Source organism: Streptomyces parvulus (assembly GCF_014648855.1).
Classification (GTDB): domain Bacteria; phylum Actinomycetota; class Actinomycetes; order Streptomycetales; family Streptomycetaceae; genus Streptomyces; species Streptomyces parvulus.
This window is the reverse complement of the sequence record NZ_BMRX01000024.1, coordinates 13,281-40,015: the sequence shown is the minus strand read 5'-3', so window position 1 is coordinate 40,015 and position 26,735 is coordinate 13,281. Positions and strand designations below refer to the sequence as shown.

The 26,735-nt window shown below is 68.8% G+C and carries 25 protein-coding genes and 3 pseudogenes; 18 read left to right on the top strand and 10 right to left on the bottom strand.

All coding sequences use genetic code 11. The features are described 5' to 3' along the window. Positions 1 to 43 precede the first annotated feature (43 nt). Both IE108_RS33045 and IE108_RS33040 read right to left on the bottom strand, forming a co-directional pair. A complete protein-coding gene (locus IE108_RS33045; RefSeq protein ID WP_079163912.1) occupies positions 44 to 1,309 on the bottom strand; it encodes a beta-ketoacyl-[acyl-carrier-protein] synthase family protein in 1,266 nt (421 codons plus the stop codon). 661 nt (positions 1,310 to 1,970) lie between these two features. Then, entirely contained in the window at positions 1,971 to 2,570 is a 600-nt protein-coding gene (locus IE108_RS33040; RefSeq protein WP_064732307.1) for a dihydrofolate reductase family protein, read from the bottom strand. Positions 2,571 to 3,023: 453 nt separating this feature from the next. On the opposite strand from IE108_RS33040, the gene IE108_RS33035 reads away from it, so the two are divergent. Continuing rightward, complete coding sequence (locus tag IE108_RS33035) at positions 3,024 to 3,515, top strand: hypothetical protein (protein ID WP_308433828.1); 492 nt, start codon at positions 3,024 to 3,026, stop codon at positions 3,513 to 3,515. On the opposite strand, the pseudogene IE108_RS33030 reads toward IE108_RS33035, so the two are convergent. Continuing rightward, positions 3,401 to 3,717, bottom strand: a pseudogene (locus IE108_RS33030) (transposase); the annotation flags it as partial. The gene IE108_RS33035 and the pseudogene IE108_RS33030 overlap by 115 nt on opposite strands. An 844-nt stretch (positions 3,718 to 4,561) precedes the next feature. Here IE108_RS33030 and IE108_RS33025 point away from each other — a divergent pair. Together IE108_RS33025 and IE108_RS33020 are read left to right on the top strand one after the other, a co-directional pair. Continuing rightward, positions 4,562 to 6,088, top strand: coding sequence for a DNA primase family protein (locus IE108_RS33025; protein ID WP_064732308.1), 1,527 nt, complete (start codon positions 4,562 to 4,564; stop codon positions 6,086 to 6,088). Next, entirely contained in the window at positions 6,085 to 6,486 is a 402-nt protein-coding gene (locus IE108_RS33020; RefSeq protein WP_064732309.1) for a DUF6009 family protein, read from the top strand. Before IE108_RS33025 ends, IE108_RS33020 begins: the two co-directional genes overlap by 4 nt. 158 nt (positions 6,487 to 6,644) lie before the next feature. Here the strand turns inward: IE108_RS33020 and IE108_RS33015 are convergent, their stop codons facing one another. Continuing rightward, positions 6,645 to 7,664: an alcohol dehydrogenase catalytic domain-containing protein gene (locus IE108_RS33015; protein WP_064732310.1), complete on the bottom strand. Its 1,020-nt coding sequence runs from the start codon at positions 7,662 to 7,664 to the stop codon at positions 6,645 to 6,647. Positions 7,665 to 7,937: 273 nt separating this feature from the next. Between IE108_RS33015 and IE108_RS33010 the strand changes: the two genes are divergently transcribed. From IE108_RS33010 to IE108_RS32970, 9 genes are all read left to right on the top strand, one after another. Continuing rightward, complete coding sequence (locus IE108_RS33010) at positions 7,938 to 8,510, top strand: TetR/AcrR family transcriptional regulator (RefSeq protein WP_064732311.1); 573 nt, start codon at positions 7,938 to 7,940, stop codon at positions 8,508 to 8,510. A 129-nt stretch (positions 8,511 to 8,639) separates the two neighbouring features. Continuing rightward, positions 8,640 to 9,251 (top strand): NAD(P)H:quinone oxidoreductase, encoded by a 612-nt coding sequence (wrbA, locus tag IE108_RS33005; RefSeq protein WP_064732312.1) that lies wholly within the window; start codon positions 8,640 to 8,642, stop codon positions 9,249 to 9,251. A gap of 268 nt (positions 9,252 to 9,519) precedes the next feature. Then, positions 9,520 to 9,813: a muconolactone Delta-isomerase family protein gene (locus IE108_RS33000; protein ID WP_064732313.1), complete on the top strand. Its 294-nt coding sequence runs from the start codon at positions 9,520 to 9,522 to the stop codon at positions 9,811 to 9,813. 78 nt (positions 9,814 to 9,891) lie between these two features. Next, positions 9,892 to 10,263 (top strand): YybH family protein, encoded by a 372-nt coding sequence (locus tag IE108_RS32995; RefSeq protein ID WP_064732314.1) that lies wholly within the window; start codon positions 9,892 to 9,894, stop codon positions 10,261 to 10,263. 245 nt (positions 10,264 to 10,508) lie between these two features. Then, positions 10,509 to 11,192 (top strand): molybdopterin-dependent oxidoreductase, encoded by a 684-nt coding sequence (locus tag IE108_RS32990; RefSeq protein WP_229852643.1) that lies wholly within the window; start codon positions 10,509 to 10,511, stop codon positions 11,190 to 11,192. Then, positions 11,140 to 11,907: a cytochrome b/b6 domain-containing protein gene (locus tag IE108_RS32985; RefSeq protein ID WP_079163914.1), complete on the top strand. Its 768-nt coding sequence runs from the start codon at positions 11,140 to 11,142 to the stop codon at positions 11,905 to 11,907. The genes IE108_RS32990 and IE108_RS32985 overlap by 53 nt, the downstream gene beginning before the upstream one ends. A 134-nt stretch (positions 11,908 to 12,041) precedes the next feature. After that, positions 12,042 to 12,884, top strand: a complete 843-nt coding sequence (locus IE108_RS32980) for a Bax inhibitor-1/YccA family protein (RefSeq protein ID WP_064732518.1) — start codon at positions 12,042 to 12,044, stop codon at positions 12,882 to 12,884. 436 nt (positions 12,885 to 13,320) lie between these two features. After that, entirely contained in the window at positions 13,321 to 14,373 is a 1,053-nt protein-coding gene (locus tag IE108_RS32975) for an LLM class flavin-dependent oxidoreductase (RefSeq protein WP_064732317.1), read from the top strand. Continuing rightward, complete coding sequence (locus IE108_RS32970; RefSeq protein WP_064732318.1) at positions 14,370 to 15,095, top strand: NADPH-dependent F420 reductase; 726 nt, start codon at positions 14,370 to 14,372, stop codon at positions 15,093 to 15,095. The genes IE108_RS32975 and IE108_RS32970 overlap by 4 nt, the downstream gene beginning before the upstream one ends. A 210-nt stretch (positions 15,096 to 15,305) precedes the next feature. Here the strand turns inward: IE108_RS32970 and IE108_RS32965 are convergent, their stop codons facing one another. Further along, a complete protein-coding gene (locus IE108_RS32965; RefSeq protein ID WP_064732319.1) occupies positions 15,306 to 15,659 on the bottom strand; it encodes a hypothetical protein in 354 nt (117 codons plus the stop codon). A 10-nt stretch (positions 15,660 to 15,669) separates the two neighbouring features. Here IE108_RS32965 and IE108_RS32960 point away from each other — a divergent pair. After that, positions 15,670 to 15,921: pseudogene (locus IE108_RS32960) on the top strand (GMC oxidoreductase); the annotation flags it as partial. A 211-nt stretch (positions 15,922 to 16,132) separates the two neighbouring features. Here the strand turns inward: IE108_RS32960 and IE108_RS32955 are convergent. Then, positions 16,133 to 17,350 carry an AI-2E family transporter gene (locus IE108_RS32955; RefSeq protein WP_161342343.1) on the bottom strand — a complete coding sequence of 406 codons (1,218 nt, stop codon included), beginning with the start codon at positions 17,348 to 17,350 and terminating at the stop codon, positions 16,133 to 16,135. A gap of 196 nt (positions 17,351 to 17,546) precedes the next feature. Here IE108_RS32955 and IE108_RS32950 point away from each other — a divergent pair, with 196 nt between their 5' ends. The 3 genes from IE108_RS32950 to IE108_RS32940 all read left to right on the top strand — a co-directional run bounded on the left by IE108_RS32950 (position 17,547) and on the right by IE108_RS32940 (position 20,491). Beyond that, positions 17,547 to 18,467: a LysR family transcriptional regulator gene (locus IE108_RS32950; RefSeq protein WP_079163918.1), complete on the top strand. Its 921-nt coding sequence runs from the start codon at positions 17,547 to 17,549 to the stop codon at positions 18,465 to 18,467. Positions 18,468 to 18,690: 223 nt separating this feature from the next. Beyond that, the gene (locus IE108_RS32945) at positions 18,691 to 19,290 is read left to right on the top strand and encodes a GPP34 family phosphoprotein (protein WP_064732322.1); all 600 of its coding nucleotides are present in this window, start codon (positions 18,691 to 18,693) and stop codon (positions 19,288 to 19,290) included. A gap of 175 nt (positions 19,291 to 19,465) precedes the next feature. Further along, positions 19,466 to 20,491, top strand: a complete 1,026-nt coding sequence (locus IE108_RS32940; protein ID WP_064732323.1) for an alcohol dehydrogenase — start codon at positions 19,466 to 19,468, stop codon at positions 20,489 to 20,491. A gap of 50 nt (positions 20,492 to 20,541) precedes the next feature. Here IE108_RS32940 and IE108_RS32935 read toward each other — a convergent pair whose 3' ends face one another. The 3 genes from IE108_RS32935 to IE108_RS32925 all read right to left on the bottom strand — a co-directional run bounded on the left by IE108_RS32935 (position 20,542) and on the right by IE108_RS32925 (position 23,770). Beyond that, complete coding sequence (locus IE108_RS32935; RefSeq protein ID WP_064732324.1) at positions 20,542 to 21,996, bottom strand: dihydrolipoyl dehydrogenase family protein; 1,455 nt, start codon at positions 21,994 to 21,996, stop codon at positions 20,542 to 20,544. Between the two features lie 162 nt (positions 21,997 to 22,158). Further along, complete coding sequence (locus IE108_RS32930) at positions 22,159 to 22,872, bottom strand: SDR family NAD(P)-dependent oxidoreductase (RefSeq protein WP_064732325.1); 714 nt, start codon at positions 22,870 to 22,872, stop codon at positions 22,159 to 22,161. 430 nt (positions 22,873 to 23,302) lie between these two features. Next, positions 23,303 to 23,770 carry a MarR family winged helix-turn-helix transcriptional regulator gene (locus tag IE108_RS32925; RefSeq protein WP_064732326.1) on the bottom strand — a complete coding sequence of 156 codons (468 nt, stop codon included), beginning with the start codon at positions 23,768 to 23,770 and terminating at the stop codon, positions 23,303 to 23,305. A gap of 342 nt (positions 23,771 to 24,112) precedes the next feature. Between IE108_RS32925 and IE108_RS32920 the strand changes: the two genes are divergently transcribed. Both IE108_RS32920 and IE108_RS34980 read left to right on the top strand, forming a co-directional pair. Further along, positions 24,113 to 24,460 (top strand): MarR family winged helix-turn-helix transcriptional regulator, encoded by a 348-nt coding sequence (locus IE108_RS32920; protein ID WP_229852637.1) that lies wholly within the window; start codon positions 24,113 to 24,115, stop codon positions 24,458 to 24,460. 812 nt (positions 24,461 to 25,272) lie between these two features. Next, positions 25,273 to 26,265 (top strand): annotated as a pseudogene (locus tag IE108_RS34980) (glycosyltransferase); the annotation flags it as partial. A 78-nt stretch (positions 26,266 to 26,343) separates the two neighbouring features. On the opposite strand, the gene IE108_RS35370 reads toward IE108_RS34980, so the two are convergent. Beyond that, positions 26,344 to 26,694, bottom strand: coding sequence for a MarR family winged helix-turn-helix transcriptional regulator (locus IE108_RS35370; RefSeq protein ID WP_373297089.1), 351 nt, complete (start codon positions 26,692 to 26,694; stop codon positions 26,344 to 26,346). Positions 26,695 to 26,735 lie beyond the last annotated feature (41 nt).

Here is a 26,735-nt window from a genome sequence, read left to right as displayed (position 1 = left end):
GACCACGCGCGAGGCCGCGGCCTGCGGCCACTGCCGCGCACGCTCAACGGCAGTTGGGGGGTGGGGCGAGGACCAGGCAGGCATTGTGGCCACCGAAGCCGAAGGAGTTGCACAGGACGGGCGCCGGTTGGATCGATCGGGGCTCGGTGACGATGTCGAGGTCGACCTCTGGGTCGGCGGTGGTGTGGTTGGCGACCGGTGGGATGGTGCGGTGCCGCAGCGCCAGCACGGCCGTGACCGCCTCAATGGCACCGGCGGCTCCAAGCGAATGACCGAGAACACCCTTAGGCGCCGTGACGGGTGGGGGACCTTGAGGGAAGGCGAGCCGAAGGGCGGTCGCCTCGGCGCGGTCGTTGAGCTTGGTGGACGTTCCGTGGGCCTTGACGAAACCGATATCGGCCGGTGCGAGACCGGCGTCCCTGACAGCCGCGGTAATGCAGGCTGCCGCGCCGACACCACCGGGGTGAGGGGCCGTGAGGTGATAGGCATCGCATGTCTGCGCGTACCCGCTGATCTCTGCCAGGACTTCCGCGCCGCGAGACAGTGCGTGGTCCATGCGCTCAAGGTGCAAGAATGCCGCGCCCTCACTCAGAACGAGTCCGTCTCGGTTCAGGTCGAAGGGGCGAGAGGCCAGGGATGGGGTGGCGTTCGAACTCAGAGTCCCCAACCGGGCCAGACCTGCCACCATCACCGGAACGATCGGTGCCTCTGATGCCCCGGCCAGGACTGTGTCACAACTGCCGTCACGGATGAGCCGGGCCCCTTCTCCGATCACAGTCGTGCCCGATGCGGAAGAGGTTCCGACGCTGAGGCAGGGACCATTGCGGCCGGTAAGCCGGGCGACCAGCTGAGCGGGGGCATTCGGCATCAGCAGGGGAATGGTCATGGCCGCGACGCGGGCCGGGCCGCCGCCGTGGAAGACGGCCGGCTGAGTCGACCACGACTCCGTCGCAGCGGCCGCCGAGGCCGAGACCACCGCGTGCACGCGGCCCTTGTCCGACGGAGTCCCTGCCTGATGAAGAGCTTTGACGGCGGCCACCAGCGCGTACTGGGCGAAAAGATCACTCTGCCGGATGTCTCTGGCAGACATGTACGGCGTCGCGTCGAAGTCTTTGATCTCGCAGGCAGCCAGGTGGTCCTTGCCGACAATACGGGGATCGAACCGGCCGAGCCTGTCAGCGAGGCTCTCACCATAGAGCAACTGCTTCCAGTTGATGTCCGGGACGTCTCCGGCCGGTGTGACGAGCCCCAGCCCCGTCACCGCTACGCGAGGCCGGCCTCTGTGATCGACCAATGACACTGAAGACATGTCAAGTTCCGTCTCGACTAGTGCGGCAGAAACAGGGCACCACCCATAGCCTCATCCGCACCAATCGGGAGCACGAAGGCAGGCCGGGACACCCAAGCGGGGCAGAGTCGCGCTCACCGGAGACGCGCACGCCGCGCACGATGATCTTCCCAGTCGCCAAGCGGTTCCCTGCTCTATTACACGGGTGAACGGGGTGTACGCCGGGGGCGCGCGCTGCATCCAAAGTCGGAACGTCGGTAAGTTCTGCACGTCTTGGTGCTGGCCCGATGGCGAAAAAGAGGAAGCGCTTAGGCCCCCGAGGCGTTCGTTCTATTCTGCGTTCGAGGCGGTCGGTACCGGCCGCCGAGAAGAGGAATTGCCATGACCAGCCCTTTGCCGCCCGTAACGGACCCGGACACCTCCGCCCGCACCTGCCCCGGCGATGAGCGAGGCCCCGCGCGCCGCCGACCGCCCACAAGCACGGCCGCGGCGCGCACTCCCCGCTGCGCGAGTACTGCGACGAAGGCCGTGCAGCGAGGGGTAGGGCGCCGCGCGCCGGCTGACCCTAGCCCGTTGCGCCCGGCTGCTGGCCCTTGCTGAACTCCACCCTCTGCGTCGGCCTCAAGCGCGTGACCCCCTCACACCGCTCCGGCCACTCCGCCCTGCGCTTTACGGGAGCGGGTTAGCGGCCGTCCGCCGCCGGCTGCCGGCGGACGCCGTAGCGCAGGTGCAGGACCCGGCGGCCCTGGATGACCGTGTGCGGGCCTTCCAGCAGGTGCTGGGCGTCGACGGAGCCGAAGTACCGCTTGCCGGTGCCGACGACCACCGGCACGACGTCCATCGCCACTTCGTCCACCAGGCCCAGGGCGAAGGCCTGGCCGCCGACGTTGCCGGCCGCGATCGCCACGTTGCGCTCCCCGGCCAGCTCTCCGGCCCTGCGGACGGCGTCGGCCACGTCGTCGACGAAGTGGAAGGGCGCCTGCGGGTGCCAGTCGGCGGGCTTCGGCCGGTGTGACACGACGACGACGTGGTCGCCGGTCAGGGGCTGCCCCTCCCAGCCGTTGGTCATGTCGAAGACGTGCCGTCCGACCACCAGCGCGCCGACGCCCGCCATCATCGACTGCACGTAGTGGGCCGACTCCTTCGACACCGTGCTGGTGACGACGGTGTCGATCTCCTGGTCGCCGTTGGAGTACCAGTCGAAGAGCGGCCCGACCTGGTCGTCCGCGTCGGCGATGAAGCCGTCCAGGGACACGACGTTGTGCATCACTACGGTGCTCATCCGATCTCCCAGGGTGGTGGAGCACTTCCTCGGGCATGACCGTGAGGGCGCCCGGAACTCATCGGCCGGCCGCGAGGCAGCCCAACCACAGCCACACCGCCACCCCCACAAACGGGGGTGCTCAGCCGTGAGCCGGGAGCCGGGGTTCGGCCGCCGCCCTGCGGCCGCGCCCGCGCGGCCGGGACCACCTGCTGAAAACAACTCCCACAGCCCGTCCGGCACCAGACGCCCCATCATTGCCATCACGACCGCCAGCACAGTAATCAAGCCAGTTCAGACGATCTCCTACGCACAGCAGAGGCTGCACGTTGGACAGGAGTCTCAGCGGAGCAGCTGTCGCTTAGAGGCCGTTCTCTTTCCGAATGCCGTGTGCGGATTCCGCTGGTCAGGCATGAGATTGCGGCTGTGGCGGGAGCCTCGACTCGTTGCTGATCGAGTCGGTGGGGGCGACGGATGCCGTTGATCCGGGCGCTCCTGGAAACGCGGCGGAAGGCCGCAGCCGTGCGGGTGGATGAGCTCGAAGCCGAACTGAAGCGGCTGCGGGCTGACTTGGTGGATGCCGAGGAGGTTCTCATGCTTCGGACGATCGGCCTCGAGCAGTATCTGGAAGCGCTCGCCGAGGAGGAACAGCAGGCCGGGACAGTCGTTGGCCTGTCGCCGAGGAAGCCGGTGGGCCCGCGCCGTGCGGTGCCGCATCGCCAGAACGCGGCCGGGGTCGAAGACCTGTCCGTGGACTACCAGGCGATGATGGCAGCCGCTGCCGAGGCTGGGAATGACGGGCTGGGTGCCGGGCGGCCGTGGTGCTGGGCTGGGACAGTGCCTCGGCCAGTTCACCCTGGCGTCAGGACTGCAGGCCGACGAGATCGTGCGGCTAGGCGGCGGCTCATCAGGGCGATCATCGACCAGCGGATGACAGCTTCGCTCGTCTCGGTGCGCCGTTCGTAGTCCCTGACCAGGCGACGGCTGCGCAGCAACCACGCAAAGGACCGCTCAACGACCCAGCGGCGGGGAAGGGCCTGGAAGCCCCGGACGTCCTCACTGCGGCGGACGATGTAGATGACGAGGCCGAGGTGCTGGCTGGCCAGTCGGTGAGGTGGCCGGTGTAGCCGCCGTCGGCCCAGACCCGGGCCAGCCGCCGGAAGCGGCCGCCCGCCGCGCCCGCAACGCCAAACCACCGGCCGACCGCCGAGTTCTCCTGCCGTCATATCGCCGCGTGGGGGGAAGGGGGCAGCAAACTGCGTTGGACTGAGCCCATCTGCCAGGAATGCGCGAGTCTCGACGGGTCCACCACGGCGGTGATCTCGGTGACGTGGCCGGCGACCTCGGTGGCCCCGATCGTGATGAACCGTCCGCCGGGGACGTGGACGTGAACTCCACCTCGGGTGGAGAACTGATGTGGCCGACCACCGTAGTCAGCCAGCCGCCGAGATTGTCAATGGCGTCGGTGTCCTGGCGGGACGGTCGCGGTGCGCGGCAATGACGTCGGAGACACCTGGCTGCTGAACGGGCTCGACGCAGAGACTGGGCACGGTGATATGTGTGTGGGTTTCATATGTGGGAAGCTGGCAGTCACGTCGGTCGTTGCTGGTCGAGCTCTGTGCGCGTCCAGCCGCTTCCCCGCTCCGTCGGTCACGGCGGTCTGCCGGCAACATGCACCGACACACATCCGCAGGTCGGCGCAGCGGCTCCACGACCTCACTGGCCACATTCGCTAGGCTATGTTCATAATTGGGTCGCTTCGGTCGCTGATTGGGGGGAAGGATGCCTGCTGAGCTGCGGCTTCGCAGTGACTCAGGCGAGCGCGATCCAGGCCACCCAATCGCTGACCTGGCCGTGACCGCGGCTGTCGACGCACACCTGGCGCAGCCATGTGCGGACGGCACCACACACCACGGGGTGTGGGCGGGCCAGGGGAGCCGCATCGAGCAGAATAGGTGCGGCGGTCTCACCGCACGTTTCAAACGTCCGCTTCACAACCATGGGAGGCGCCCATGACGGCGCCGCGCCCGGAGTCGCTCTCCGAGTTCGATGCCGAAGCCGTAGCCGCTCAGATTCGCGCTCAAGGCACAGCCGCACTACCACGCCCCACGCCTGCCGACGCTGCCACGTCCTCGGCCGGAGCGGCGACAGCTGACGGCCTGCTGCCCGACACGTTGTCCGACCGCGGCAATGCCAAGCTGTTCGTCAAGCTGTACGCCAACGACTTCCGGCACGTGCCGGGGATCGGCTGGTATCGCTGGGACACGACGCGTTGGCAGATGGACGAGGACGACACCGTTCTCTGGGCTGCGGGTGATCTGGCGGAGAGCATCGCCACCCATGACCCCCGCGGTATCTTCACCACGAACGCCCTGCAGAGCCACCGGCGTCGTGCTCTCTCCACCACCGGCATCAACGCCATGCTCTCCCAGGCAAAGTCGGCGCCCGGCATGGTCCTCAACGCCGCCCGTCTCGACGCGGATCATTACGCGTTGTGCACCCCCGTCGGCATCGTCGATCTGCGTACGGGGCTGCTCAAGGCCCCCGAACCGAACAAGGATTTCCACTCCCGGTCCACCACCGTGGGGCCGTTGCACACGGTCACGCCTCGTTGGGGGCGGTTCCTCACCGACACCTTCGGCGACGACGCCGAGGGCCGGGAGATGATCGACTACCTGCAACTGCTGCTCGGCTACTCGCTCACGGGCGATGTGGGCGGCCAGGTCCTGCCGTTTCTCTTCGGTTCCGGCAAGAACGGCAAGTCAGTCCTCCTGGACGTGCTCATGAAGCTGCTCGGCGACTACGCCGACGCGGCCCCTCCGGGCTTCCTCATGGCCCGGCCGTACGAGGGGCACCCCACCGATCTGGCCGAGCTGCACGGGCGGCGCGTCATCGTGTGCTCCGAAGTCAAGCCGGGTGACAAGTTCGATGAGGCGCGGGTCAAGCTGCTGACGGGCGGGGACCGGATCAAGGCCCGGCGGATGCGCCAGGACTTCTTCAGTTTCGAGCCGACACACAAGCTCTGGCTGCTGGGCAACCACCGTCCCGAAGTGGGCACCGGCGGCTTCGCCTTCTGGCGCCGCATGCGGCTGATCCCCTTCGAGAGGGTGGTACCCGATCACCGGAAGATCGACAATCTTGCCGACATCCTCGTCACCGAGGAAGGGGCCGGCATCCTGGGCTGGCTCATCGACGGTGCGCAGCGTTATCTCACGGGCAGCCCCGACCTCACCGGCCCGGAACGCGTCCGCATCGCCACCACCGCATACGCCGAGACCGAAGACCACACCGGCCGGTTCTACGAGGAGACCTGCGTGCTCGGCACCGAACTGCGAGCGGAGCAGACGGCGCTCTACGCCGCCTATAGGACCTGGTGCCAGAATGAGGGAGCACCGGTCATGACCTCGAGGGCCTTCGCCGCCCGCACTCGCGAACTCGTAGGGCTGGCATCCCCCAAGGAGATGATCCTGTCCAATCAGCGCAAGCACTATCCGGGCATCGGCCTGCTCACGGACACGGAAGGGGCTGCAGGCTCATGAGCTCCCTGATCACCGAGGACGAGATCAGCCACGAGACGCAGCTGGTCTGGCTGGAGGACGTGGAGTCTCTCGACTACGTCCGCCAGAGTCTGGACAGGCTGCCCACCCGCAAGGGAAAACCGCCCTACCACCGTGATGGACGCATGGTGGGTTACGCCCTCCTCAACACCACCGCGAAGGCCTCTCGCGCATCCGGCACGTTCCGACGACGTGTCTTCTGGCTTCTGCCTCACGACCGGGACAGCCAACCGGATGGCTTGTACGCGAAGAGTGCTCCCGCCGAGGCGGTCGACCCTCGGACGTTGGACGCGCGTGTCAAGGGCTACAAGACCGAGCGCTCCGAGGGCGGCCCACCCTCCAGCGCGATGCGGCAGCTGGGGATAACACTGCCGTTGTGACGGGTCGGCGGCCCCGCTGGGCGAGCGGGGCCAGATCTCGTGGTCGTGTGGCCGAACGGCCGGGGACGTGCTCGGGAACCCACCCCCTTGTCAGTGCTCGGGCCGCCGGTCATGCGGGACCACGCCGGCGGGGTTCCCGCCGGCGCGCTGTGGCCGACTCAGGCAGCCGTCATGTCTAGCACGACCCGGAAGCGGGCCTCGCCCGACAACATCCGCTCGTAGGCGTCCGGCGCCTGTGCGAAGGGCATGACCTCCACACTTGGCCGGATGTCATGCGCCAGGCTGAAGGCGAGGTTGTCCTCGTTCTGGATGGAGGACCCGGTCAGACTGCCTGTGACCGTGTGCGTGCCGAAGATCAGGTCCGGGGTGGCGATCGTCAGCGGGTCGGGCGTCGCGCCGACGACAATCAGCCTTCCCTTCGGGGCGAGGCCCTTGACCAGAGGATTCATGGAGCTGCCGCTGGTGGCGGTGGCAATGATGAGGGAGGCCCCGCCCCGCGCCGCGAGTTCCGTTCCGGGGTCCGTGACAGTGCTGTCGATGTACATGTGGGCTCCCAGCTTCCGGGCGTACGCCTCCTTCTCCGGGCCCCGGGCGATCGCAGCGACACGGTAGCCGAGGCTGCGGGCGTACTGCAGGGCCAGGTGGCCCAGGCCGCCGATCCCCTGGACGGCGACGAGGGCCCCCGCCCTGGTCCCCTCCTGCTGGAGAGCGATGAACGTGGTCAGGCCCGCGCACAGGAGGGGCGCGGCGTCGATCGCGGAGATGCCGTCGGGGATGCGCACCAGACCGCTGGCCCGGGCGTGGATGACCTCGGCATAGCCACCGTCGACGGTCGTGCCCGTGTGCTCCTGCTGGAGGCAGTTGACGAAGTCACCGCGCCGGCATGGTGCGCACTCCCAGCACTGGCCGTTCAGGAAGCCGACCCCGACCCGGTCCCCGACCTGCCAGCTGGAGACTCCCGCGCCGACCGCGTCGATGACACCGACGATCTCGTGGCCCGGGACGATGGGACGCGACGGGTCCTCGCGCAGACCCTCGACGGCCAGGACGTCGGTGTGGCAGATTCCGCAGGCCTCGACCCTTAGCCGGACCCGACCTGGTGCGGGGTCGGTCAGCCGGCGTTCGACCAGCTGGAGGTGGTGGACGCCGGTGGCTTCGAAGGCTCGGTAGGTCGACATGCGTTCTCCTGATTTCCATCGGAAGTTTTAAATGACCGGTCTACTTAACCATAGTGTCCGCCGCCCGGGCGCCAGGCCCCACTCGCGGACTAGGCGGGGCGGCATGCGCCCGCGGCGGCGTCCCCGCCCCGCATCGGCTCCCGGGCGACGTGCATAGACTGATGGGGCCGGCCGTCCCCCCGGTGTCCCGTCGTGTCAGTGCTGATGGCTGACGTCCGTCGGCTGCGGCGGCGGAGGGGACGGTTGTGGCCCGGGACTCAGGAGGCGAGAGGCATGGGACGAGCGTCCAAGCGCGAGGAGATCGCCGAGGCGGCGTTCCGGCAGTTCCACGCGAAGGGCTTCAACGCCACCGGCATCAATGAGATCACCAAGGCCGCGGGCGTACCCAAGGGGTCCTTCTACAACCACTTCTCCAGCAAGGAGGAGAGCGCCCTCGAAGCCCTGGGCCGCTACCGGGACTCGCTGCGATTCGAGATGCTCAGCTCGCAGGATCGCCCTCCCCTGGAGAGGCTGCGAGCGCACTTCGAGTTCCTCGGCGAGGACCTGTTGCGGAACGGCTTCGCTCGCGGCTGCCTGGTCGGCAACCTCGGCGCCGAGGTCGCCGACCACAGTGAGGTGATCAGGACCGCGGCCAAGCGTGGTTTCGACGGATGGGCCGCCCGACTGCGGGAAGTGCTCACCGAAGCCCAGGAGGCCGGAGACCTCGATGCCTCGATCGACGTCGAGAGCACCGCACTGTTCATTCTCAGCGCATGGGAGGGCACGCTGATCGCTGCGCGGATCGACAAGTCCGCGGCCCCCGTGGATGCGTTCTTCCGCACGGTCTTCGGCGGGGTCCTGCGCTAGTCCGCTCGGTCCCGCGGCCGGAGCGGCCGCACACGTCCGTAAGGTCCGCTTGACCTTAGGTGACCGGTCGTCTAGTTTAGGAGACCGGTCACCTAGTAGTGGCCGTCCGCCACGTCTAAGGAACGTTTCATGCCCACTCCGGTCAAGCTCGCCGTCGTCTACTACTCCTCCACCGGGACCATCACGGAGATCGCCAAGGAACTCCACGAGGCCGGCCTCAAGGCCGGCGCCGAGGTTCGCCTTCTCAGGGTCGCCGAGCTCGCCCCCCGCGCTGCCATCGAGTCCAACCCCGCCTGGGCCGCCAACCACGCCGCCACCGCCGACATTCCCGAGGCGACCGCGGACGACATCGAATGGGCCGACGCCGTCATCTTCGGCACGCCGACGCGCTTCGGCAACGTCTCCTCCCAGCTGAAGCAGTTCATCGACACGCTCGGCGGCCTGTGGGCCGAGGGCAAGCTCGCGGACAAGATCTACAGCGGCTTCGTCTCCTCCGCCACGGCTCACGCCGGACAGGAGTCAACGCTCCTCGCTCTGTACAACTCGATCCACCACTTCGGCGGCCTCACCGTCACGCCGGGATTCACCGACCCGAACAAGTTCACCGACGGCAACCCCTACGGCACCTCGCACGTCGACGCCCAGGGCGCGAACCCGGTGGACGACGTCACGCGTACCGCCGCACGCATCCAGGCCGAGCGTGTCATCAAGATCGCGGGTGCGGTCAAGGCCGCTGTCTGACCGCGAGCCGTGCCGCCGCCGGCACGGCTCCGCTCATTCCGGCGGCGCGGACACCCTTCCAGGGCCGTCAGGCGTACCGGATTCACTCCGTCGGCTTCCGGCGCCCTGCCCACGGCGCAGGCCGGTCGGCGATCGGCACGAGCCGGTGGACCATGAAGGCGTGCGGTCCATCGACCGCATGGCGGGCGCCGGGCATTCACCACGACTGTGAACACCGCCGGCGCCCTCTCGCCACCACTTCACGGACCACCACAGAGAGGGATGGATCATGCAGGAGTTCATGGTCGAACTGACCACCGTCGTTCCCGAGGGGACCGATCCCGCGGAGGTCGACCGTCGTCGGGCCCAGGAAGCCGTCCGCGCCAAGGAACTGGCGTCACAGGGGCGCCTGTTCCGGCTGTGGCGCCCGGTCGGTGAACTGCGCAGCATCGGCATCTGGCGTGGCGACGACGAGGAGGACCTGCGTGCCAACGTCCTCGGGTCCCTTCCGCTGTGGCCCTGGATGAACGCGGTGATCACGCCGTTGCAGTCACATCCCAACGACCCGGGCCGAGCCAGCTGAGCTCTACGCGGCACCCGTACACACGAACGACATCGGGGTGGTCCCGGAACCGCCTCGACGAAACGACAAGGAATCCTCATGCAGAGTACCGAGGCGCACCTGAGTGTCCTGCGCGGTGTCATGGACCGGTGGAAGAGGGCGGTCGACGCCCACGAACCCGACGACGTGGCCGCATGCTTCACCGAGGACGCGATCTTCCAGGGTCTGCACCCCTACAGTGTCGGACGGGCGGGTGTCGCCGAGTACTACGCGTCGCAGCCCATGGGCCTGACGGCGGGGTACGAGGTGCTCGAGACGCGGGAGCCGGCCGAAGGGGTCCTGCTGGCCTACCTCGGCGTCGACTTCTCCTTCGTCGACCGACCAACCCTTTCCGTCCACCTGAGCGTCGTGCTGAGGCGCCTCGACGGCGAGTGGTACATCAGCCACTACCAGGTCTCGAAACTCGACTGAGGCGATCGGGACGGGAAGTGCGGTGACCGCCGTGGCGGAGCGGCGGTCACCGCGCGGACCCATGCCGCGCAGACCCCTAGGTGTCATGTACATGATAACCACGGATCCGATGGGGCGTGTTGACACCTGACAGAATGCCGTGCCACTATTCGTCACCGGTTAGAACAGTGACGACTGCGTCCGTGGTATCCGAAGGGACACATGACATGCCGAAGAAGATGCCGAGGGAGAGCCGAGGTGCCCCGATGGGACGTCGTGTCTTCCTCGGTACGATGGCCGCCGGTGCCGCAGCCGTCGCCGCGGCCCCCGTGCTGCAGCGGGGCTGGGAGGGTGCCCTCGGCGCCGCTTCGCAGATCGACGCGACCGGTCTGACCGGTCTCCTGCCCAACCCCGGGGGCTTCCGGTACTACAGCGTCGTCGGTTCGGTCCCGCGCAAGGACGAGACGAACTACGGGCTGCGCGTCTACGGTCTCGTGGACCGGGCAAAGACGTACACGCTGCCCGAACTGCGCGCTTTGCCGCAGACTCGGGTAGTTCACGACGTCCTGTGCACGGACGGCTGGCGAGTGGACGACACGCCCTTCTCCGGGGTGAAGCTCGCGGCCCTCCTGGATGCCGCGGGTGTCAAGGGGCGGGGTGCGGCGGTGCGGTTCACCTGTTTCGACGGCGCCTACACCGAGAGTCTGACCCTGGAGCAGGCGCGTCGGTCGGACGTGCTGGTCGCGCTCGACATGCAGGACAAGCCCCTCACGCACGAGCACGGCGGGCCGGTACGCCTGTTCGTGGCGCCCATGTACTTCTACAAGTCGGCCAAGTGGCTCTCCGGCATCCAGGTCACCGACAGCGTGGTCCCCGGTTTCTGGGAGGAGCGCGGGTATGCGGTGGACGGCTGGCTCGACGACGCGGACCGGCGTGGCAATGCCGCCTGAGCCGGACGACCGCGTCCTTCGGTTCGGCCGCGTGCAGCGGACGGTCCACCGCACCACCGCTTTCCTGATGCTGATCTGCCTGGTCACCGCGGCCTGCCTCTACCTCGGGCCCCTGGCGCAGGTGGTCGGCCGACGCCACATCGTGGCCGCCGTTCACGAATGGTCGGGCATCTCTCTGCCGCTGCCCACGCTGCTGGGACTGATCCACCCGTCCTTCCGCGCCGACCTCCAGCGGCTGAACCGCTTCGCGGTGTACGACCGGCAGTGGCTGAGAGCCGTACGCCGACGCCGTACCTCGCCGCAGGCCCGGCCGGCCGGGAAGTTCAACGCGGGTCAGAAGATCTTCGCGGGCTGGATCGCTGGGGCGGTGGTCGTCATGATGCTCACGGGGCTTCTGATGTGGTTCTCGGGAGTGCTGCCGGCCATCTCCCGCACGAGCGCCATCTTCGTCCATGACTGGCTCGCCTGGATGATCACCGCTGTGATCATCGGCCATGCGCGTAAGGCGCACAAAGACCCCGAAGCCCGGCTGGGAATGCGCTCGGGATACGTGAGCGCCCCGTGGGCGGTACGCAATCACCCCCGGTGGCAGCCGGAGCGGGAAATGGAAATCGCGAGAAAGACGTCCCTCACCGGGAGATGTAGCATTATCCCATTGAGATCTCGGGGCCTGCCCATGAGAGGCGGGGACGCCGCGTCTGACCGCGGAAGATAATTCACCCAAGACAACACGGCTCTCGAGAACGAGCTCCGCACCGGACACCACAGGCGCGCCGGCCGATCGCTTTTGTTCACGCCGTGGAAGCAACGGAGCGGGAAACCCACATGGCCTCCACCATTACGCGGACTCTGAAGAGTTCGAACCCCGTCCTCATACAGTGGCGGCGAAGCAGCGCTCCCACGGCCGACGGGGATGCCGTCGCCCCCAGCCCGGCCCCGGTCGGGAGTCCCTCAGAACCCTTGGTGAGCCTGAGCAAGGCACCCTCCCCCCGGCACGCCGGAACGACCGTGATGACGATCGACGACGTGGTGAACCGAACGGCCATGACCCTGGGGCTCGCCGTCGCCGTCGCGCTCGCGTCATGGGTGTTGTTCCCGGACTCCGCCAACTCGGGCGCTTCCTACGGCATGGCAGGCGCCGCCGCCTTCATCGCCCTGATCCTGGGGCTCATCCAGGCCTTCGCCTCCCGGCCGATACCACTGCTGATCCTCGGCTACGCGGCTTTTGAGGGACTGTTCCTCGGCATCATCTCCAGTGCCATCGCCAATTCGGTCTCCTCCGGCGCGGTCATACAGGCGATAGCCGGCACCATGGCCGTGTTCGTGGCAGTGCTGGTCGCCTACAAGTCGCGGTGGATCCGAGTCACCCCTCGCTTCTACCGGTTCGCCATGGCGGCCATCCTGGGTTTCCTGGTGCTCAACTTCGGAAACTGGGTGTTCGCCGCGTTCGGGGCCGACAGCGGTCTCGGGTTCCGCAGCGGCGGACTGGGTGTTCTCTTCGGCCTGGCGGGTGTCGTGATCGGCGCGTGCTTTCTCGCCCTGCACTTCAAGCAGGTCGAGGACGGCATCGCCGCGGGTGCGCCGCGCGGAGAGGCCTGGCTGGCCGCGTTCGGTCTCGTCGTCACTCTGGTCTGGATCTACGTCGAGATCCTCAACCTCTTCACCCTCATCGATGAGGACGACTTCTACTGACCGGTTCAGGCGTCCGCACCGGCCCCCGGCGCACACGAGAAACCAGGATCGCGCGATGTACAGCATGCTGCGGAGAAGGCGACCGTCCCGGAGGGGGGAGGAGTCGGAAACCGCGGAGGTCCAGCCAGGTCGTGCGGAGACGGAAGCCGACTGGCCCGATGTGGCGGCCGTCTACTTCTGGAGCTGCACCGTGGTCACCTTCGGCTACGGTCCATCCCCCCAGCTGAGCTCCGGCGCGATCGGCCCCGCCCGCCCCGCTCCGGAGTGAGTCGCGCCTGGCACATTGCTTGACAAAGCAAGTAAAATTTGTCACGCTTATCGGGTCAAGCGGCCTCCTGCCGCTCCGATGTGACCTCGTCCGGCAGGGCCGCACTGCCGGTCTGCCCGGCCGTGAGTCGGTCGCGCAGTCGCGGGATCCGTTGAGTGAGGAAACCCCATGTCTGACCTCGTATTCGGCCTGGACACGTTCGGCGACGTACCCGTGGACGACTCGGGCGCGCTCGTCTCGCACGCCAAGGCCATTCGCCAGACCGTCACCGAGGCCATTCTCGCGGACGACCTGGGAGTGGACGTCTTGGCCCTGGGAGAGCACCATCGTCCGGAGTACTCGGTCAGCACGCCCGAGACCGTTCTCGCCGGCATCGCCACCCGTACGAAGCGCATCCGTCTTTCCTCAGGTGTCACGGTCCTCAGCTCCGACGATCCCGTGCGGGTCTTCCAGAGGTTCGCGACGCTGGACGCGCTGAGTGACGGGCGCGCCGAGATCATCCTGGGACGCGGTTCCTTCACGGAGTCCTTCCCTCTGTTCGGGTACGACCTCGCCGATTACGACGTGCTCTTCGAGGAGAAGCTCGACCTCTTCGTGCGGTTGCTGGAGGAGAAGCCGGTCACCTGGAAGGGCACCGTCCGGTCCGCCCTGGACCATGCGGAGGTCTACCCGACGACGGAGTCCGGACACCTGACGACCTGGGTCGGAGTGGGCGGTTCTCCCCAGTCCGTGGTGCGTACGGCCCGACACGGCCTCCCGTTGATGATCGCCATCATCGGCGGTGCCCCGTCCCGCTTCGCCCCCTACATCGACCTCTACGAGCGCGCGACGGCGCAGTTCGGCACCACGGCGCACCCGGTTGCCATGCATTCGCCCGGGTTTGTCGCCGAGAGCGACGCGGCGGCGCGGGAAGCGCACTGGCCGGGGTACCGGATGATCCGGGACCGCATCGGCGCGCTTCGCGGATGGCCGCCGGTGCGCCGAGCGGAGTACGAGGCCGAGATCGAGCAGGGCTCCCTGTACGTGGGCTCGCCGGAAACGGTCGCGCGCAAGATCGCCCGCACCGTGGGGGAGCTCCGGGTCGGGCGGTTCGACCTCATCTACACCGCGGGTTCCCAGTCGATCGGTGACCGGCTTCGCTCGGTCGAGCTCTTCGGATCGCGAGTGGTCCCCATGGTCCGCGACATGCTCGCCGACCGGCACGTGCGAGGAGAACGGTGAAGAACGAAACGGTCCGCACCATCGGCATCCTGGGGGCCGGAAAAGTCGGAACGGTACTGGCCCGGCTCGCTGTCGGGGCCGGCTATCGCGTCCTCGTCGCGGGGTCGGGCGCCCCGGGCGGGATCGCTCTCACCGTCGAGGTCCTGGCCCCGGGGGCCACCGCGGTCTCCTCGGCCCGGGCCGCGGCCCTGGCCGACGTGGTGATCCTGGCCCTGCCCCTCGGGAAGCACCGTAACGTCCCCGTGGACGCCTTGCGCGGCAAGCCGGTCGTGGACGCGATGAACTACTGGTGGGAGGTCGACGGCGTACGCGACGACTTCACCGTGCCGGGTGTGTCGACCAGCGAGATCGTCCAGCGATACCTGGCGGGGTCGAAGGTGGTCAAGGCCTTCAACCACATGGGGTACCACGACCTCGAGAACGGCGCCCGTCCGGCCGGCTCGGCCGGACGCAGGGCGATCGCCGTGGCCGCCGATGATCCCGAGGCCGGGGCCGTGGTGGCGGACCTGGTCGACGACCTGGGCTTCGACCCGATCGTGGCGGGCTCACTCGCGGACGGCGTGCGCCTGCAACCTGGAGCCGAGCCGTTCGGCGCCAACGTCGGTGCCGAGGAACTGCGTGCCATGCTCGAACGCTTCCCCGCGACGGCACACGGGCGCGAGGCCGCCGCGGCCCGGGCGGCCGCACCGGCGCCGGACGGCGGCGGGCGCCGAGGGCCGTGATCCTCCCGCTCTGGCGGGGCCTGTCTGACAACTCCCGTCTGCCCCGCGCCTCCACGCCCACGTTTTCGTCGCACCGGGCGCAGAGCCGAGTACGCCCAGTACCAGAGGCCACGCCCGGTATGGCGAGAGCACACCCCTGACGACGCGAGGCCGCCCTTCGAGCGGCGACGGGAATCGTCAGACCGGCCCCAGCGCCCGGTTCGGTCCGTCTCAGCCCGGAGTGTCGGCCAGGCGGTCGAGCAGCTCCCGGAGCAACAGCAGCTCGCCGGGACTGAGGGCGGTGGCTCCCGTGGTGTCCAGGGCCGCCCGTAGCGCCATCGCCGGTCCCGCGAACCCGGCACCGGTCGGCCCCGCCGGGTCGTCCTCCGCCCGCGGGACGATGATCGCGGCGAACACCGCTCTGCGAGTCGCCTCGGAGACCGTCAGGTCGGGTGCGGAGGAGCTGAGCAGGGTCGTGACGACGCCTACGCCTCCGGCATGCATGATCGCGGCGGCACGCTCCACGCTCATCCGCAGGCGTCCGAGCGCGCCCACCCGGGCCATCATGCGCTCGAGCTCCGACACCGCTTCGCGACTCACGGCCGTGGACGAACCCTCGATCGCCGCCCACGCCCGCACGCACTTCACCTCCTACTGCCACCTCGTCGGAACCTGCATGATGGGGGAGGACGACGCGGCCGTCGTCGACTCCCAGCTCCGCGTCCGCGGACTCGCGGGCCTGCGCGTGGCCGACGCCTCGGTCATCCCGTCGATCCCCTCCGGCAACACCAACGCCACCGTCTACGCCATCGCCGAACGCGCTGCCGAGCTGCTGCGTGGCGCGTGACCCCCAGGGTCGTCCGGCCACACTTCTCCCGAGCACGGCGTGAACCTCCGGTGGCCCGCCGTCCGTCTTCTCCATGGAAGAGCTCCCGTCGCCGGGATGTGGATCGGCTGGTCCCGGCGGCGGGAAGGCGGTCGCCCCGCGTGCACTTCCCCCGTACGCGGGGCGACCACCGCACGCCATTCCCGTACCCGCCGCTTCGGGCACGTCACCCTCACCTGCCGGGAGCCACCCGGTCAGGCGCCGGATGTTCCCCGGCTCCAGCGGAGTGCTTGAGTTCCCCGATCACTGTGTTGAGGACCGCCACCAGGGGTACGGCCACGACGGCGCCACCGATTCCGGCGATCAGGCCACCCGCGGCCACGGAGAAGATGATGCCCATCGGATGCACTCTTACGGCGCGGCCGAGGATGAAGGGCTGGAGAATGTGCCCCTCGAGCTGCTGCACACCGAGCACGATGACCAGTACCAGCAGCGCAGAGAACACGCCCTGAGTCACGAGCGCCACGACGACGGCCAGTGCGCCTGAGACCACCGCGCCGACCAGGGGCACGAAGGCGCCCAGGAAGACGACGACGGCGAGCGGCAGCGCCAGGGGCACGCCGAGCACGAAGATACCCAGGCCGATGCAGAGGGCGTCGATGAACGCGACGGCGACCGTGCCGTGCACGTACCCGGTGAGAGTGCGCCAGGCGTGGACGCCGGCTCCCGCCAGCCCGGGTCGTGCCGAGGCCGGGACCCATCTCAGGCTCCAGGCCCAGATACGCGGCCCGTCGTAGAGGAGGAAGAGCGTCGAGAAGAGCGCCAGCAGTGCCCCCGTCAGGAGCTCGACGAGGATGGTGACGCCGTGGATGCCTACGTCGGTGAGTCGCTGCCGGCTGGATCCGATGCCGTCGCGGAGCATCTCGGTGGCGTCGTCGATCTGTGATTCCGTGACGTGGAACGGGCCGTCGGCGAGCCAGCGCTTGAGATCGTCCGTACCGTCCTGCAGGCGGTCGGAGAGTTCACCGACGTTGCTCATCACCTGCCAGACCACGAACCATCCGACCAGCCCCAGTAGGACGAAACCGCCCAACGCCGTCAGGACCGTCGCCAGCCCCTTCGGCACCCGGTGGCGGTGAAGCCTTGCCACGGTGGGCTGGAGCAGTGCGCTGATCAGCAGGGAAGCGACGAACGCCAACACGATCAGGCGCAAGGAGCCCAAGATCCGCGCCACCACCCACACACCGGCGGCGATGACGAGGAGGCGCCAGACCACCTCCGCGGCCACGCGAATCCCCCAGGGCACAGCTCCCGCCGGCTCTCGTCTGCCGGTGTCGGCGGGAGCGGGTACCGCCAACGCCCCTTCCGGCGCCCGGTGCGGTTCGTCCGCCGCCCTGTCGCCCCGCGTGCCGGCACCTCGGCGCTTGAACCACTCTGCGAATCGCACCACGCTTGTTCCTCGGTCGGGAAGCACCGTCCCGACCGCGGTCGTTCCTGAGGGCGGCGCGGGCGATCTCGGGCTGGGTGTCACATCTCCTTACCGACCTTGCCCGGGTGCCTCCCGCACCGAGCGACCGCGCCGATAGATCACCGTGACGGGCTAGCCCACCGGGCGGCGCTGCGCAGCAGTCGGGCGCCGGGCTAGCATGGCGCCCGTGGAGCTGCGTCAACTGCGGTATTTCGTTGCCGTTGCCGAGGAACTGAACTACGGACGCGCCGCAGCCCGCTTGCACATCGCGGGCCCGTCCCTGTCACAGCAGATCAAGGCCCTCGAACGGGACCTGGGCGTAAGACTGCTCAACCGCGACCGTCGCTCGGTCTCGCTCACCGCCGCCGGCTCGTCACTGCTCCCGGACGTCCGGCTCCTCCTGTCCCGCGCCGACGCCCTCCAGCAACGCGCCCGCCGGCTGTCGGGCTCGAAGCCCTTGCGCCTGGCATACGTGCACTGGCTGCCGTCCGACCTGGACATCCGGACGGCCGAGGTGGCGCAGGTACACGTCGACCCCTGGGTCGCGCCGTCCCACACGCAGACGGCCCGGGTGGCAGACGGCAGCCTCGACCTGGCCGTTTGCCGCGTACGGGCCGGGGACCTGGAGCGGCTCGGTCTGCGGGCCGCCCTGCTCGGTGTCGACCGCCTGTACGCGGTTTCCTCCCGCCCGGGCACGAGGGAAGTGGCCGCCGAGGACACCCTGCTCCTCGTCGACGAGGACACCACGTGGAGGTCCTGGAACACGTACGCCGAGCAGGTGGCCGGTGCCACGGGGGCCCGAGTGGCCCGAGGCTCCGGCAGCAGTCTCACCGGACCTGCGTTCTTCGAGCACGTACGTCGCAGTCACCGCCCGGTGGTCAACGTTCCCAAGAACCAGAACGTCCCGCTCCCCCCGGACCTGGTACGCGTGGCCGTCGTCAGGCCGGAACTCTGCTGGACGTGGTCGCTGGTGTGGCGCCGCGACGACGATCGCGCCGAGGTACGAGCCGTAGTGGACGCGTTGCGCCCGGACCCGGGGGAACTCAAGGTGTGCGGCCCGGCCGCCTGGCTGCCCGACGACGATCCCCACATCCGCTAGTCCTGGCGCGCGAAGACCCGCGCGCTCGAACCGGTGGCAACTCAAGTTCCACATGGAGTCGGTACCACTGGAAGCAGTGGCTGGCCGGAGGGAAACCCATCGCAGAGGATCTATCCCCCGTTTCCGCATATCGTGGGCATGAGATCTGTCGACCTCTCCGCTGCGGGCCGCCACGTTCCTTCTGTACTACTCCTGGGCCGGCCAACGTCGATAAGGAGTCGTTATGGCAACAGCGCATGACCTCTCTGCCCTCGCCACCTCCCCCGACGCCGAAGCAGGCCTGGAGGAGGGCGATCTCTCTTTGGCGTTGGCGGGCGCCGAACTGCTGGATCTCGTCGATGTGCAGGCTGCACTTCTCGTAGGCGACCGGATTCTGCCGGTGGTCTCGCCACGCCACGTGGACACGATGCTGGCCGAGGCCGCGTCTGCGATCGTTCAGAACTCTCCCTACGAGACGGTCGAGGGTTGGCTCTGGCGGCGGGGCCGCGATCTGGCCGCGCGCTACCGCTCCGCTCGGGAAGTGACCGCGTCGGGGGAAGCAGCCCGGACCTACCGGCACCCCTTCCGTCGCGCCCACCCGGTGGTCGACCCCACGGCCCTGAGCCACGCCACCGAGCGGATCACCTCGGGTGATCCCATCCTCGTCGGTCTTGCCGCCGCAGTGGGACTGGCCGAGCCTCCAGCGAGAGAGGCGGAAGGTCTGTCCGACGACGAAGCCACCATCCTCACTGCCGTTCACGAGGCCGTCACCGAACTGGCCGCCGAACGCCGGCGTCGGTCGGTGGAGCAGGCCGCCTACGACAACATATGGCGGGCTCCGTGACGCCGTTGCCCGAGCCCAATCGCGGATCGCAGGGTGGCACCGTTTGCCGGATGGACGAGCCGGTGGTGCGATGGTAGGAGCTCGTGCCCGAATGCCGAGTGCTCGCCCGACTCCGACAGTACCCCCTCGAGCGCAGGGCCCGCGTCGGATCGCCTCTCCTGCCGAGGAGACTCTCATGGACAGCTATCGAGCCGCGCAGGTGGCAGAACCGAACGGACGCTTCGAGGTGGTCGAACGCGAGGTGGTCAGACCGGGCCGCAACCAGGTCCGGCTGTCCGTCGAGGCATGCGGCATCTGCCACAGCGACGACTTCTTCGTGAGCGGAACCATGCCCGGCGTACGGTTCCCCCTGGTGCCGGGACACGAGGTGGCGGGCCGGATCGAGGAACTCGGCGAGGGCGCCGACGCGTTCGGCTGGAAGGCCGGGGACCGTGTGACCGTGGGTTGGTTCGGCGGCAGCTGCTGGCACTGCACCCCCTGCCGCAAGGGTGACTTCATCGTCTGCGAGAACCTCAAGATCCCGGGCTGGGCCTACGACGGTGGCTTCGGCGAGTCCATGCTCGCACCGGTCGACGCCCTGGCCCGGATCCCCGACGCCATGTCCGCGGCGGAGGCGGGCCCCATGGCGTGTGCCGGAGTCACGACCTACCACGGACTGCGGCGAAGCTCAGCCGAGCCGGGCGACCGCGTGGCGGTAGTGGGTCTCGGTGGTCTGGGACACCTTGCCGTGCAGTTCGCCGTGGCGATGGGCTTCGAAACGGTGGTCGTCGCCCGTGGCCCGGAAAAGGCCGAGCTGGCGCGTGGCTTCGGGGCGCACCACTACGTGGACAGTACGGCGGACACCCCGGTCGCCGAAGCGCTGCAGTCCCTGGGGGGTGTCAAGGTCGTGCTGGCCACCGCCGGGAACTCCGACGCGATCGCGGCGACGGTCGACGGTCTGACGCCGCGTGGTGAACTCGTCGTCATCGGGGTCTCTCCCGAACCTCTGGGCATCAGCCCCCTCCAGCTCATCCTGCCGGGCCGCGTCGTCCGGGGCCACCCGTCCGGCACCGCGCAGGACGTGCAGGACACCATGGACTTCAGCGCCCTGCACGGCATTCGCCCGACGGTGGAAGTCGTCCCCCTCGCCGAGGCGGACGCCGCCTATCAGAGGATGCTCTCGGGAGCGGCCCGATTCCGGATGGTCGTCGCCCGGGGCTGAGCGCCCGTCCGGACGACGCCTACCGGTGGCCCGTCACCCGGCGCCGGGAATCACAGCGCGCCGCCGTCGCGGTAGGTCTCCAGGATGCGCAACCACACTTCACTGATGGTGGGGAACGCGGGAACGGCGTGCCACAACCGGTCCACGCGTACCTCACTCGTGACGGCGACGGTCGCCGAGTAGAGCAACTCCTGCGTGCCGGGTCCGACGAAGGTGGCCCCGACCACGGTCCGGAGGTCGGCGTCGAAGAGGACGCGTGCCTTGCCGAGGTACTCGTCCGAGAACTGCACGGCGCCGGCGATGCTGCCGATGTCGTAGTCCACGACGTCGACGCGGCGGCCGGAGCGTGCCACATCTCTGGTCGTCAGCCCGACGCTGGTCACCTCGGGCGTGCAGAAGACCACTTGGGGCACCGCGGCGCTGTCGGCGGTGGGGGAGTGCGCGCCCCACTTCCCGTCGTCGAGCGGCCGGCCCTCGGCACGCGCGCCGATCACCGCACCGGCGATCCGCGCCTGGTACTTGCCCTGATGGGTCATCAGCGCCCGGTGATTGACGTCGCCGACCGCGTAGAGCCAGCCGTCGGCGACGTCTGTGACCCGGAACGTCTCGTCCACGGCCAGCCAGTCGCCGGGGGTCAGCCCGACCGTGTCCAGGCCGATGTCCATCGTGTGCGGCGCGCGGCCCGTGGCGACCAGGATCTCGTCGGCCACCAACGTCTCCCCGTCGGTGAGGGTGACTCTCACGGGGCCGTCGCCGTCCTGCTCGCGCACCACCTCGGTCGCCGACGTGTCGAAGCGGATGTCGACACCGCAGGCGCGCAGGGAGTCGGCCACCATCTCGCCCGCGAAGGGCTCCATGCGGTTGAGCAGCCCGCCGGTCCCACGGACCAGCATGGTCACCTGCGACCCGAGGGCCTGCCACGCGGTGGCCATCTCGACGGCCACCACGCCGCCGCCCAGCACGACGAGCCGGTCCGGCACGTGCCGGGCGGCGGTCGCCTCGCGGTTCGTCCAGGGCCGGGCCTGCCTGATGCCCGTGATGTCGGGGAAGGCAGTGGTCGTCCCCGTGCACACCCCCACAGCGTGGCGGGCCGTCAGGCGCACCGTACCGCCCTCCGGGGTCTCGACCGTGACCTGCCGGGGGCCGTCCAGCCGGCCGTGGCCCCGGACCAGGTCCACGGAGACCGAGTCCAGCCAGACCACTTGGTCGTCGTCCTGCCAGTACGCGGCCATCCTGTCGCGATGAGCGAGGACCGCGGGTACGTCCAGGGGTCCTTCCACGGCACGCCTGAGCCCCGGGACCTGGCGGGCGTCCGCCCGTGCCACCACCGGACGCAGCAGGGCCTTGCTCGGTTCGCACGCCCAGAACGAGCACTCGCCGCCCAGCAGCTCGTTCTCCACGATGACGGTGGTCAGCCCCGCGGCCCTGGTGCGTTCGGCAAGATTCTCCCCCGTGGGGCCGGCTCCCAGGACCACCACGTCGTAGACGCGAGAAGCGCTGTCCATTCCTGCGCCCGCCCTTCACTCGACTCGGCGGCCGATGGCAGGGGGCCGCCGCGGGGGCGCCGGGTGGGACGTATCCATCCGCTCACACAGCGCTCCGGCCCATCCTCCGTCAGGCGGACGCAGCTCGCTCGGTGAGCGGATCAGAAGGGGCTCCGCCCGTGGTCAGTGTCCCGCCGTCTGACCACCGTCGACCGGCAGGATCGCTCCGGTGACGAACGGGGCGTTCTCCAGGTAGATCACCGCGTCGGTGATGTCGCTGATCTCGCCCATGCGGCCCACCGGGTGCAGTTCCGCGAGCGTCTCGTGGTGCTCCTCCGGGTGCATGGGGGTCTTGATCGTCCCGAGGGCCACCGCGTTGGAGCGGATGTTCCGGGATGCGTACTCGATGGCCAGGGCCTTGGTGGCAGCCTGCAGCCCACCCTTGGAGAGGGACGCCAGTACGGAGGGGACGTCGGAGTTGGGGTGGTCGACCAGGCTGGTGGTGATCTGCACGACGTGGCCGCCTCCCTGCTTCAGCATCTGCTCCACCGCGAGCTGCGAGATGCGGAAGAAGCCGGCGACGTTGACTCCGAGCACCGCGTCGTAGTCGGCCTCCGTGAAGTCGGTGAACTCCTTCGAGAGGAAGATTCCCGCGTTGTTGACGAGAGTGTCGACGCGGCCGAACCGTTCCAGGGCGGCGGCGATGACCCGCTCGGCGGTGGCGCGGTCCGCGATGTCGCCCTGCACGGTCAGGATGTTGTCGTCCTGGGAATCGGCGATGGTCCGTGACGTGGCCACCACGGCCCAGCCCTGCTTGCGGTAGGCCTCGACGAGGCCCGCGCCGATGCCCTGCGACGCGCCGGTGATGACGACGACCTTCTGTCCGACGTTGCTCATGGTGATCCTCCTCTAGTGCGGCCAGCTTTATAGCCGACCGGTCACCTAAAATAGACGACCGGTCGATTTGCGTCAACGACAGTAGTCCGTGGGCCACCGGTACCAGTGGTGGGAACTGGTTGCGATGCGCACCCCCGTGGTGCCGACGGCGGGGGGATGTGTAGTTGAGGATCACCATCGCTGAGAGCCTCCCGGTCCCAGACGCCCCGGACGCGCAACACAGCGGTCGATCCTCGGCAGACACACCCGGCGTGGCCGGCCCCTCGCCCGTGGGGCACGCGGGCGGCGGGGCTCGGACGGCGGGGGCACCTTCCGAACCGGCGCGGCGCCCTCCCTGTCAGTGTTCCACAGGCCGGGCGCATCCTCCGGTCGCCGGCATGCGGCGCGGGCGCGATCCGCGCCTACGACCGTCCGGGCAGGACCTGCGCGATCACGTGGCGACCTTCCGCAGAGCGGCGGCGAGGGACACGAGGTCGATCCCGGCCAAGTGGTCGAGGAAGTGGCGGCGCACTGCCGCCAGATTCGCCGGCCAGGCCTCCTCCAGCCTCGCGAAGCCGGTGTCGGTCAGAGCTGCGTGCCAGCTGCGGCCGTCGTGGCTACACCGCACCCGGCGAATGAAGCCCTCCTTCTCCAATCTGTGCACGACCCGGGTCGTGCCGCTGAGCGACATCTCGCAGGCGTCGGAGAGGTCGCCCATGCGCAGGCGGCGCTCTGCCGCCTCCGACAGGTGCATCAGAGCCAGGTACTCCGTGGCGGATATCCGCTGCTCCTGCGTCATGTCGGCGTCGATGGCGCGCGGCAGGGCGTAGATCAGGCTGGGCAGAGATCTGATGACCGCTTCTTCGTCCTCGGTCAGGGGGCGTACCGCCTCCTCGGACGGTGTCTGCTGGAACGTCATGGGGGACTCCTGTCTGGAGGGAGAGCCGATCGACCGGACGCGCACATGGGTGGTCTGACCACCAGGGCAAGTTGCTTGACGAAGCAAGCTTACGTCCACTATACTGGTTGCAAAGACAATTTTTCCGGAGAGGCCGAGTGTGCGGGAGGGGAGGGGCTTCGGAGACCGCTCCTCCTCCGATCAGTCTCCTCCAACGAGCAGAAGTGTGGGGCAATGACAGGAACTGCGGCCCAGCCGGATCCCGCTGAGCGCGAACTTCAGCCCCTCTCCGCGGACGAAGAGGCCGTGGTGAGGGCCCTGAGTCGTGTCATCTACGCTCTGCCGCGCGCGATTGACACAGACATGATGCGAGAGCAGCGCCTGTCGCTGATCGAGTACTTGGCCATGGCGAACCTCTCCGAGGCCCCCGACCGGAAGCTGCGTATGAGCGACCTCGCCGCCGCAGTGGAGATGTCACTCAGCGGTATGACGCGGCTGGTCACCCGGCTGGAGAGCCAAGGGCTCATCCAGCGGGTCAAGTCGTCACGTGACGCTCGTGGCTCGAACGCCATCCTGACCGACGAGGGATTCGCCCGTCTGGAGGCGGCCTGGCCTTCCAACCTGGCCGCCCTGCGGCGCCACTTCCTTGACCACCTGACGGGCCTGGACCTCCAGCGGCTCGCGGCGGCTCTGCGGGACATCGCCACCTGACGCCGCGGCGCGGGCTGCGAAGGGGGCCACTCTCGGCACTTGGAACGAGCGACCTTGAAATGGGACCGGCAGGGTCGTTGTTCGACTGCCGGCACTCGGCGTCGACCTGGGTGCGTCGCAGGTCTCGACCTTGCGCAACAGACGTGTCTGAAGATACCCCTCGCCACACCGTCACCGGCTTGACTGGTGATTAGTCGGAGTGCAAGGTTGAGGGCACGGCAGTCCGGCGCGGCTGGCCGCGCCGCGGAACAGGGAGGCAATATGAATGACGAAGGGTCTGTGGACGTCGCCGCGGCGGCACGGCATGAGCGATTCGGTCGACTGCCTGAGCCCATACGCAGGCAGGACATGACCGAGTCGAAGGAGGCGACGCCCAGCGGGGCGGTGATCGACGCCTACGACCCCGAGAGGTCTTGGAACCACTTCTCGTGCCTGGCACTGGACATGGGCCTGTGAGCGAGACCGCGTCTCCCCGCCGGCCGGCGGCACCCTCCGGAAGTCGCGGTCCGGGGAGGCGCGGGACTCCGGTGACGCAGCCGTCCGGAAGCGGATAATAATTGACTGCGCAATCATTATGGTACGGTTTGACTCCTCACCGGTCCGCTGCCACGTGAGGCGCACTCCGTCGTCGCTTCCCTGATGGGCCGCCGCCCGACGTCGTTGCCTACCGCGGCGCCGATCCAGGAAGCTCCTCCCTCGTGCGCGTACTCTTCTTCACCAACCCCCTCACCGGGCGGCTTCGGCCCTTGCTGCCGCTGGCGCGTTCCCTCCGGGTGCAGGGCCATGAGGTCGCCTTCTCGACGGCCGTCACCATGCGGAGCCTCCTCGAACCGGAGGCATTTGAGCTGCTGCTCTTCGGCGCAACCAGTGACGAGGTCAGCGCCGAGGTGAGCCGCCGCAAGGGCGCCGACGTCCTGTTCCTGCCCTCCGGGGAACTCTGGGCAGAGCACTTCGCCGCGGCCCGGATCGACCTCCTGGCCGACGAGGCCGTGAAGCGCGCGGAGGCGTGGGGGCCCGACCTGGTGATCTCCGAGTATTGCGACCTGGTCGGGCCGCTCGTCGCCACATCTCTCGACGTGCCGTGCGCGGTGGTGTCGACCGGCCCTTCGCCGAGTCCCGGAACGCTCGACTCCATGGCGCGGAAGGTGGCCGACCGGTACACCGAGCGTGGCCTTCCGCCACCGTCCCAGGTCCCGTCGGGACGCTGGTTGCTCGACCTGTGCCCGCCGAGCCTGCACCCGCGAGGGTGGTCACCGCCGCTCCGGCGCGTCGCGCTTCGCGCGGAGTTCGCGTACGAGACGGCGATATCGCCGGTGCGGTCCGCTCCCGTGGGCGATCGGCCTCGCGTGTTGCTCGGGCCGGGCACGGCGACCGGCCCTTCCTTCGGTGTCGCGACGCTGCGGCGGTCGCTGAGAAGCCTCGGCATCGAGGTCGACGCGACGGGGGAGTGGAGGACCCCAACCGGTCTCCGCAGCGACCCCCACCCCGTCCGTGCTGCCGAGAGTCTACCGGCCGGCTCCGGGGGCAAGGGTGTATCGGCGGTGCTTCACAACGGCAGCGCGGAGATGACCTTCGCCGCCGCGGCGCGCGGTCTCCCGGCTGTCGTCCTTCCCACCTCTCCTGAGCAGCAACTGCGCGCCCAGGCCGTCGAAGTTGCGGGAGCCGGAGTCGTCCTGCGGCCCGGGCATCAGGAACCGGCCATGATCGCCGAGGGCATCGCCCGGCTGCTGGATGACGCGCGGTTCACCAACGCGGCACATCGCATCGGTGGCGAAATGGCCGGCATGCCCGCTCCCGCGGAGGTGGGCCGATGGCTCGCCGCGGCGGTCTCCGGGAAACCGCGCCCCCGTACACCGTCGGACCGAAGCGGCACGGCCGGTGCATCAGGGGGCCGCTATGCGTTCCAGCACCTTGGCGGCAGCAGCGACGTCACAACCCTCGAGCCGGGAGAAGATGTGGCGGCGCACACTGGCGAGGTTCGTCGGCCACGCCTGCCGCAGCATCTCCCACCCGGAATCGGTGAGGATGGCCAGCCAAGCCCTCCCGTCCTCCGGGCACCTCTGCCGCCGGACGAGTGACTGCGACTCGAGTCGGCTGACGACCCGCGTCATACCACTGAGCGAAAAACCGCACATATTGGCCAGTTCACTCATGCGCATCTGGTGATGCGGAACCTCGGAGAGATGTACCAGCACCGTGTACTCGGTACTGGAAATAGGATGCTCCTCAAGCATGTCCGCATCGACAACTCGAGGCAACCCTGTCACCACTCTGC

Coding starts and splice junctions, on each gene's coding strand:
- IE108_RS32975 (WP_064732317.1), top strand. CDS start 13,321: ATGTCTGACCTCGTATTCGGCCTGGACACGTTCGGCGACGTACCCGTG.
- IE108_RS32925 (WP_064732326.1), bottom strand. CDS start 23,770: ATGACGTTCCAGCAGACACCGTCCGAGGAGGCGGTACGCCCCCTGACC.
- IE108_RS32995 (WP_064732314.1), top strand. CDS start 9,892: ATGCAGAGTACCGAGGCGCACCTGAGTGTCCTGCGCGGTGTCATGGAC.
- IE108_RS33010 (WP_064732311.1), top strand. CDS start 7,938: ATGGGACGAGCGTCCAAGCGCGAGGAGATCGCCGAGGCGGCGTTCCGG.
- IE108_RS33015 (WP_064732310.1), bottom strand. CDS start 7,664: ATGTCGACCTACCGAGCCTTCGAAGCCACCGGCGTCCACCACCTCCAG.
- IE108_RS35370 (WP_373297089.1), bottom strand. CDS start 26,694: ATGCTTGAGGAGCATCCTATTTCCAGTACCGAGTACACGGTGCTGGTA.
- IE108_RS32940 (WP_064732323.1), top strand. CDS start 19,466: ATGGACAGCTATCGAGCCGCGCAGGTGGCAGAACCGAACGGACGCTTC.
- IE108_RS32945 (WP_064732322.1), top strand. CDS start 18,691: ATGGCAACAGCGCATGACCTCTCTGCCCTCGCCACCTCCCCCGACGCC.
- IE108_RS32950 (WP_079163918.1), top strand. CDS start 17,547: ATGGCGCCCGTGGAGCTGCGTCAACTGCGGTATTTCGTTGCCGTTGCC.
- IE108_RS32935 (WP_064732324.1), bottom strand. CDS start 21,996: ATGGACAGCGCTTCTCGCGTCTACGACGTGGTGGTCCTGGGAGCCGGC.
- IE108_RS33025 (WP_064732308.1), top strand. CDS start 4,562: ATGACGGCGCCGCGCCCGGAGTCGCTCTCCGAGTTCGATGCCGAAGCC.
- IE108_RS32920 (WP_229852637.1), top strand. CDS start 24,113: ATGATGCGAGAGCAGCGCCTGTCGCTGATCGAGTACTTGGCCATGGCG.
- IE108_RS33000 (WP_064732313.1), top strand. CDS start 9,520: ATGCAGGAGTTCATGGTCGAACTGACCACCGTCGTTCCCGAGGGGACC.
- IE108_RS32985 (WP_079163914.1), top strand. CDS start 11,140: ATGCGGTGGACGGCTGGCTCGACGACGCGGACCGGCGTGGCAATGCCG.
- IE108_RS33045 (WP_079163912.1), bottom strand. CDS start 1,309: ATGTCTTCAGTGTCATTGGTCGATCACAGAGGCCGGCCTCGCGTAGCG.
- IE108_RS33035 (WP_308433828.1), top strand. CDS start 3,024: ATGCCGTTGATCCGGGCGCTCCTGGAAACGCGGCGGAAGGCCGCAGCC.
- IE108_RS33040 (WP_064732307.1), bottom strand. CDS start 2,570: ATGAGCACCGTAGTGATGCACAACGTCGTGTCCCTGGACGGCTTCATC.
- IE108_RS33020 (WP_064732309.1), top strand. CDS start 6,085: ATGAGCTCCCTGATCACCGAGGACGAGATCAGCCACGAGACGCAGCTG.
- IE108_RS32930 (WP_064732325.1), bottom strand. CDS start 22,872: ATGAGCAACGTCGGACAGAAGGTCGTCGTCATCACCGGCGCGTCGCAG.
- IE108_RS32990 (WP_229852643.1), top strand. CDS start 10,509: ATGGGACGTCGTGTCTTCCTCGGTACGATGGCCGCCGGTGCCGCAGCC.
- wrbA (WP_064732312.1), top strand. CDS start 8,640: ATGCCCACTCCGGTCAAGCTCGCCGTCGTCTACTACTCCTCCACCGGG.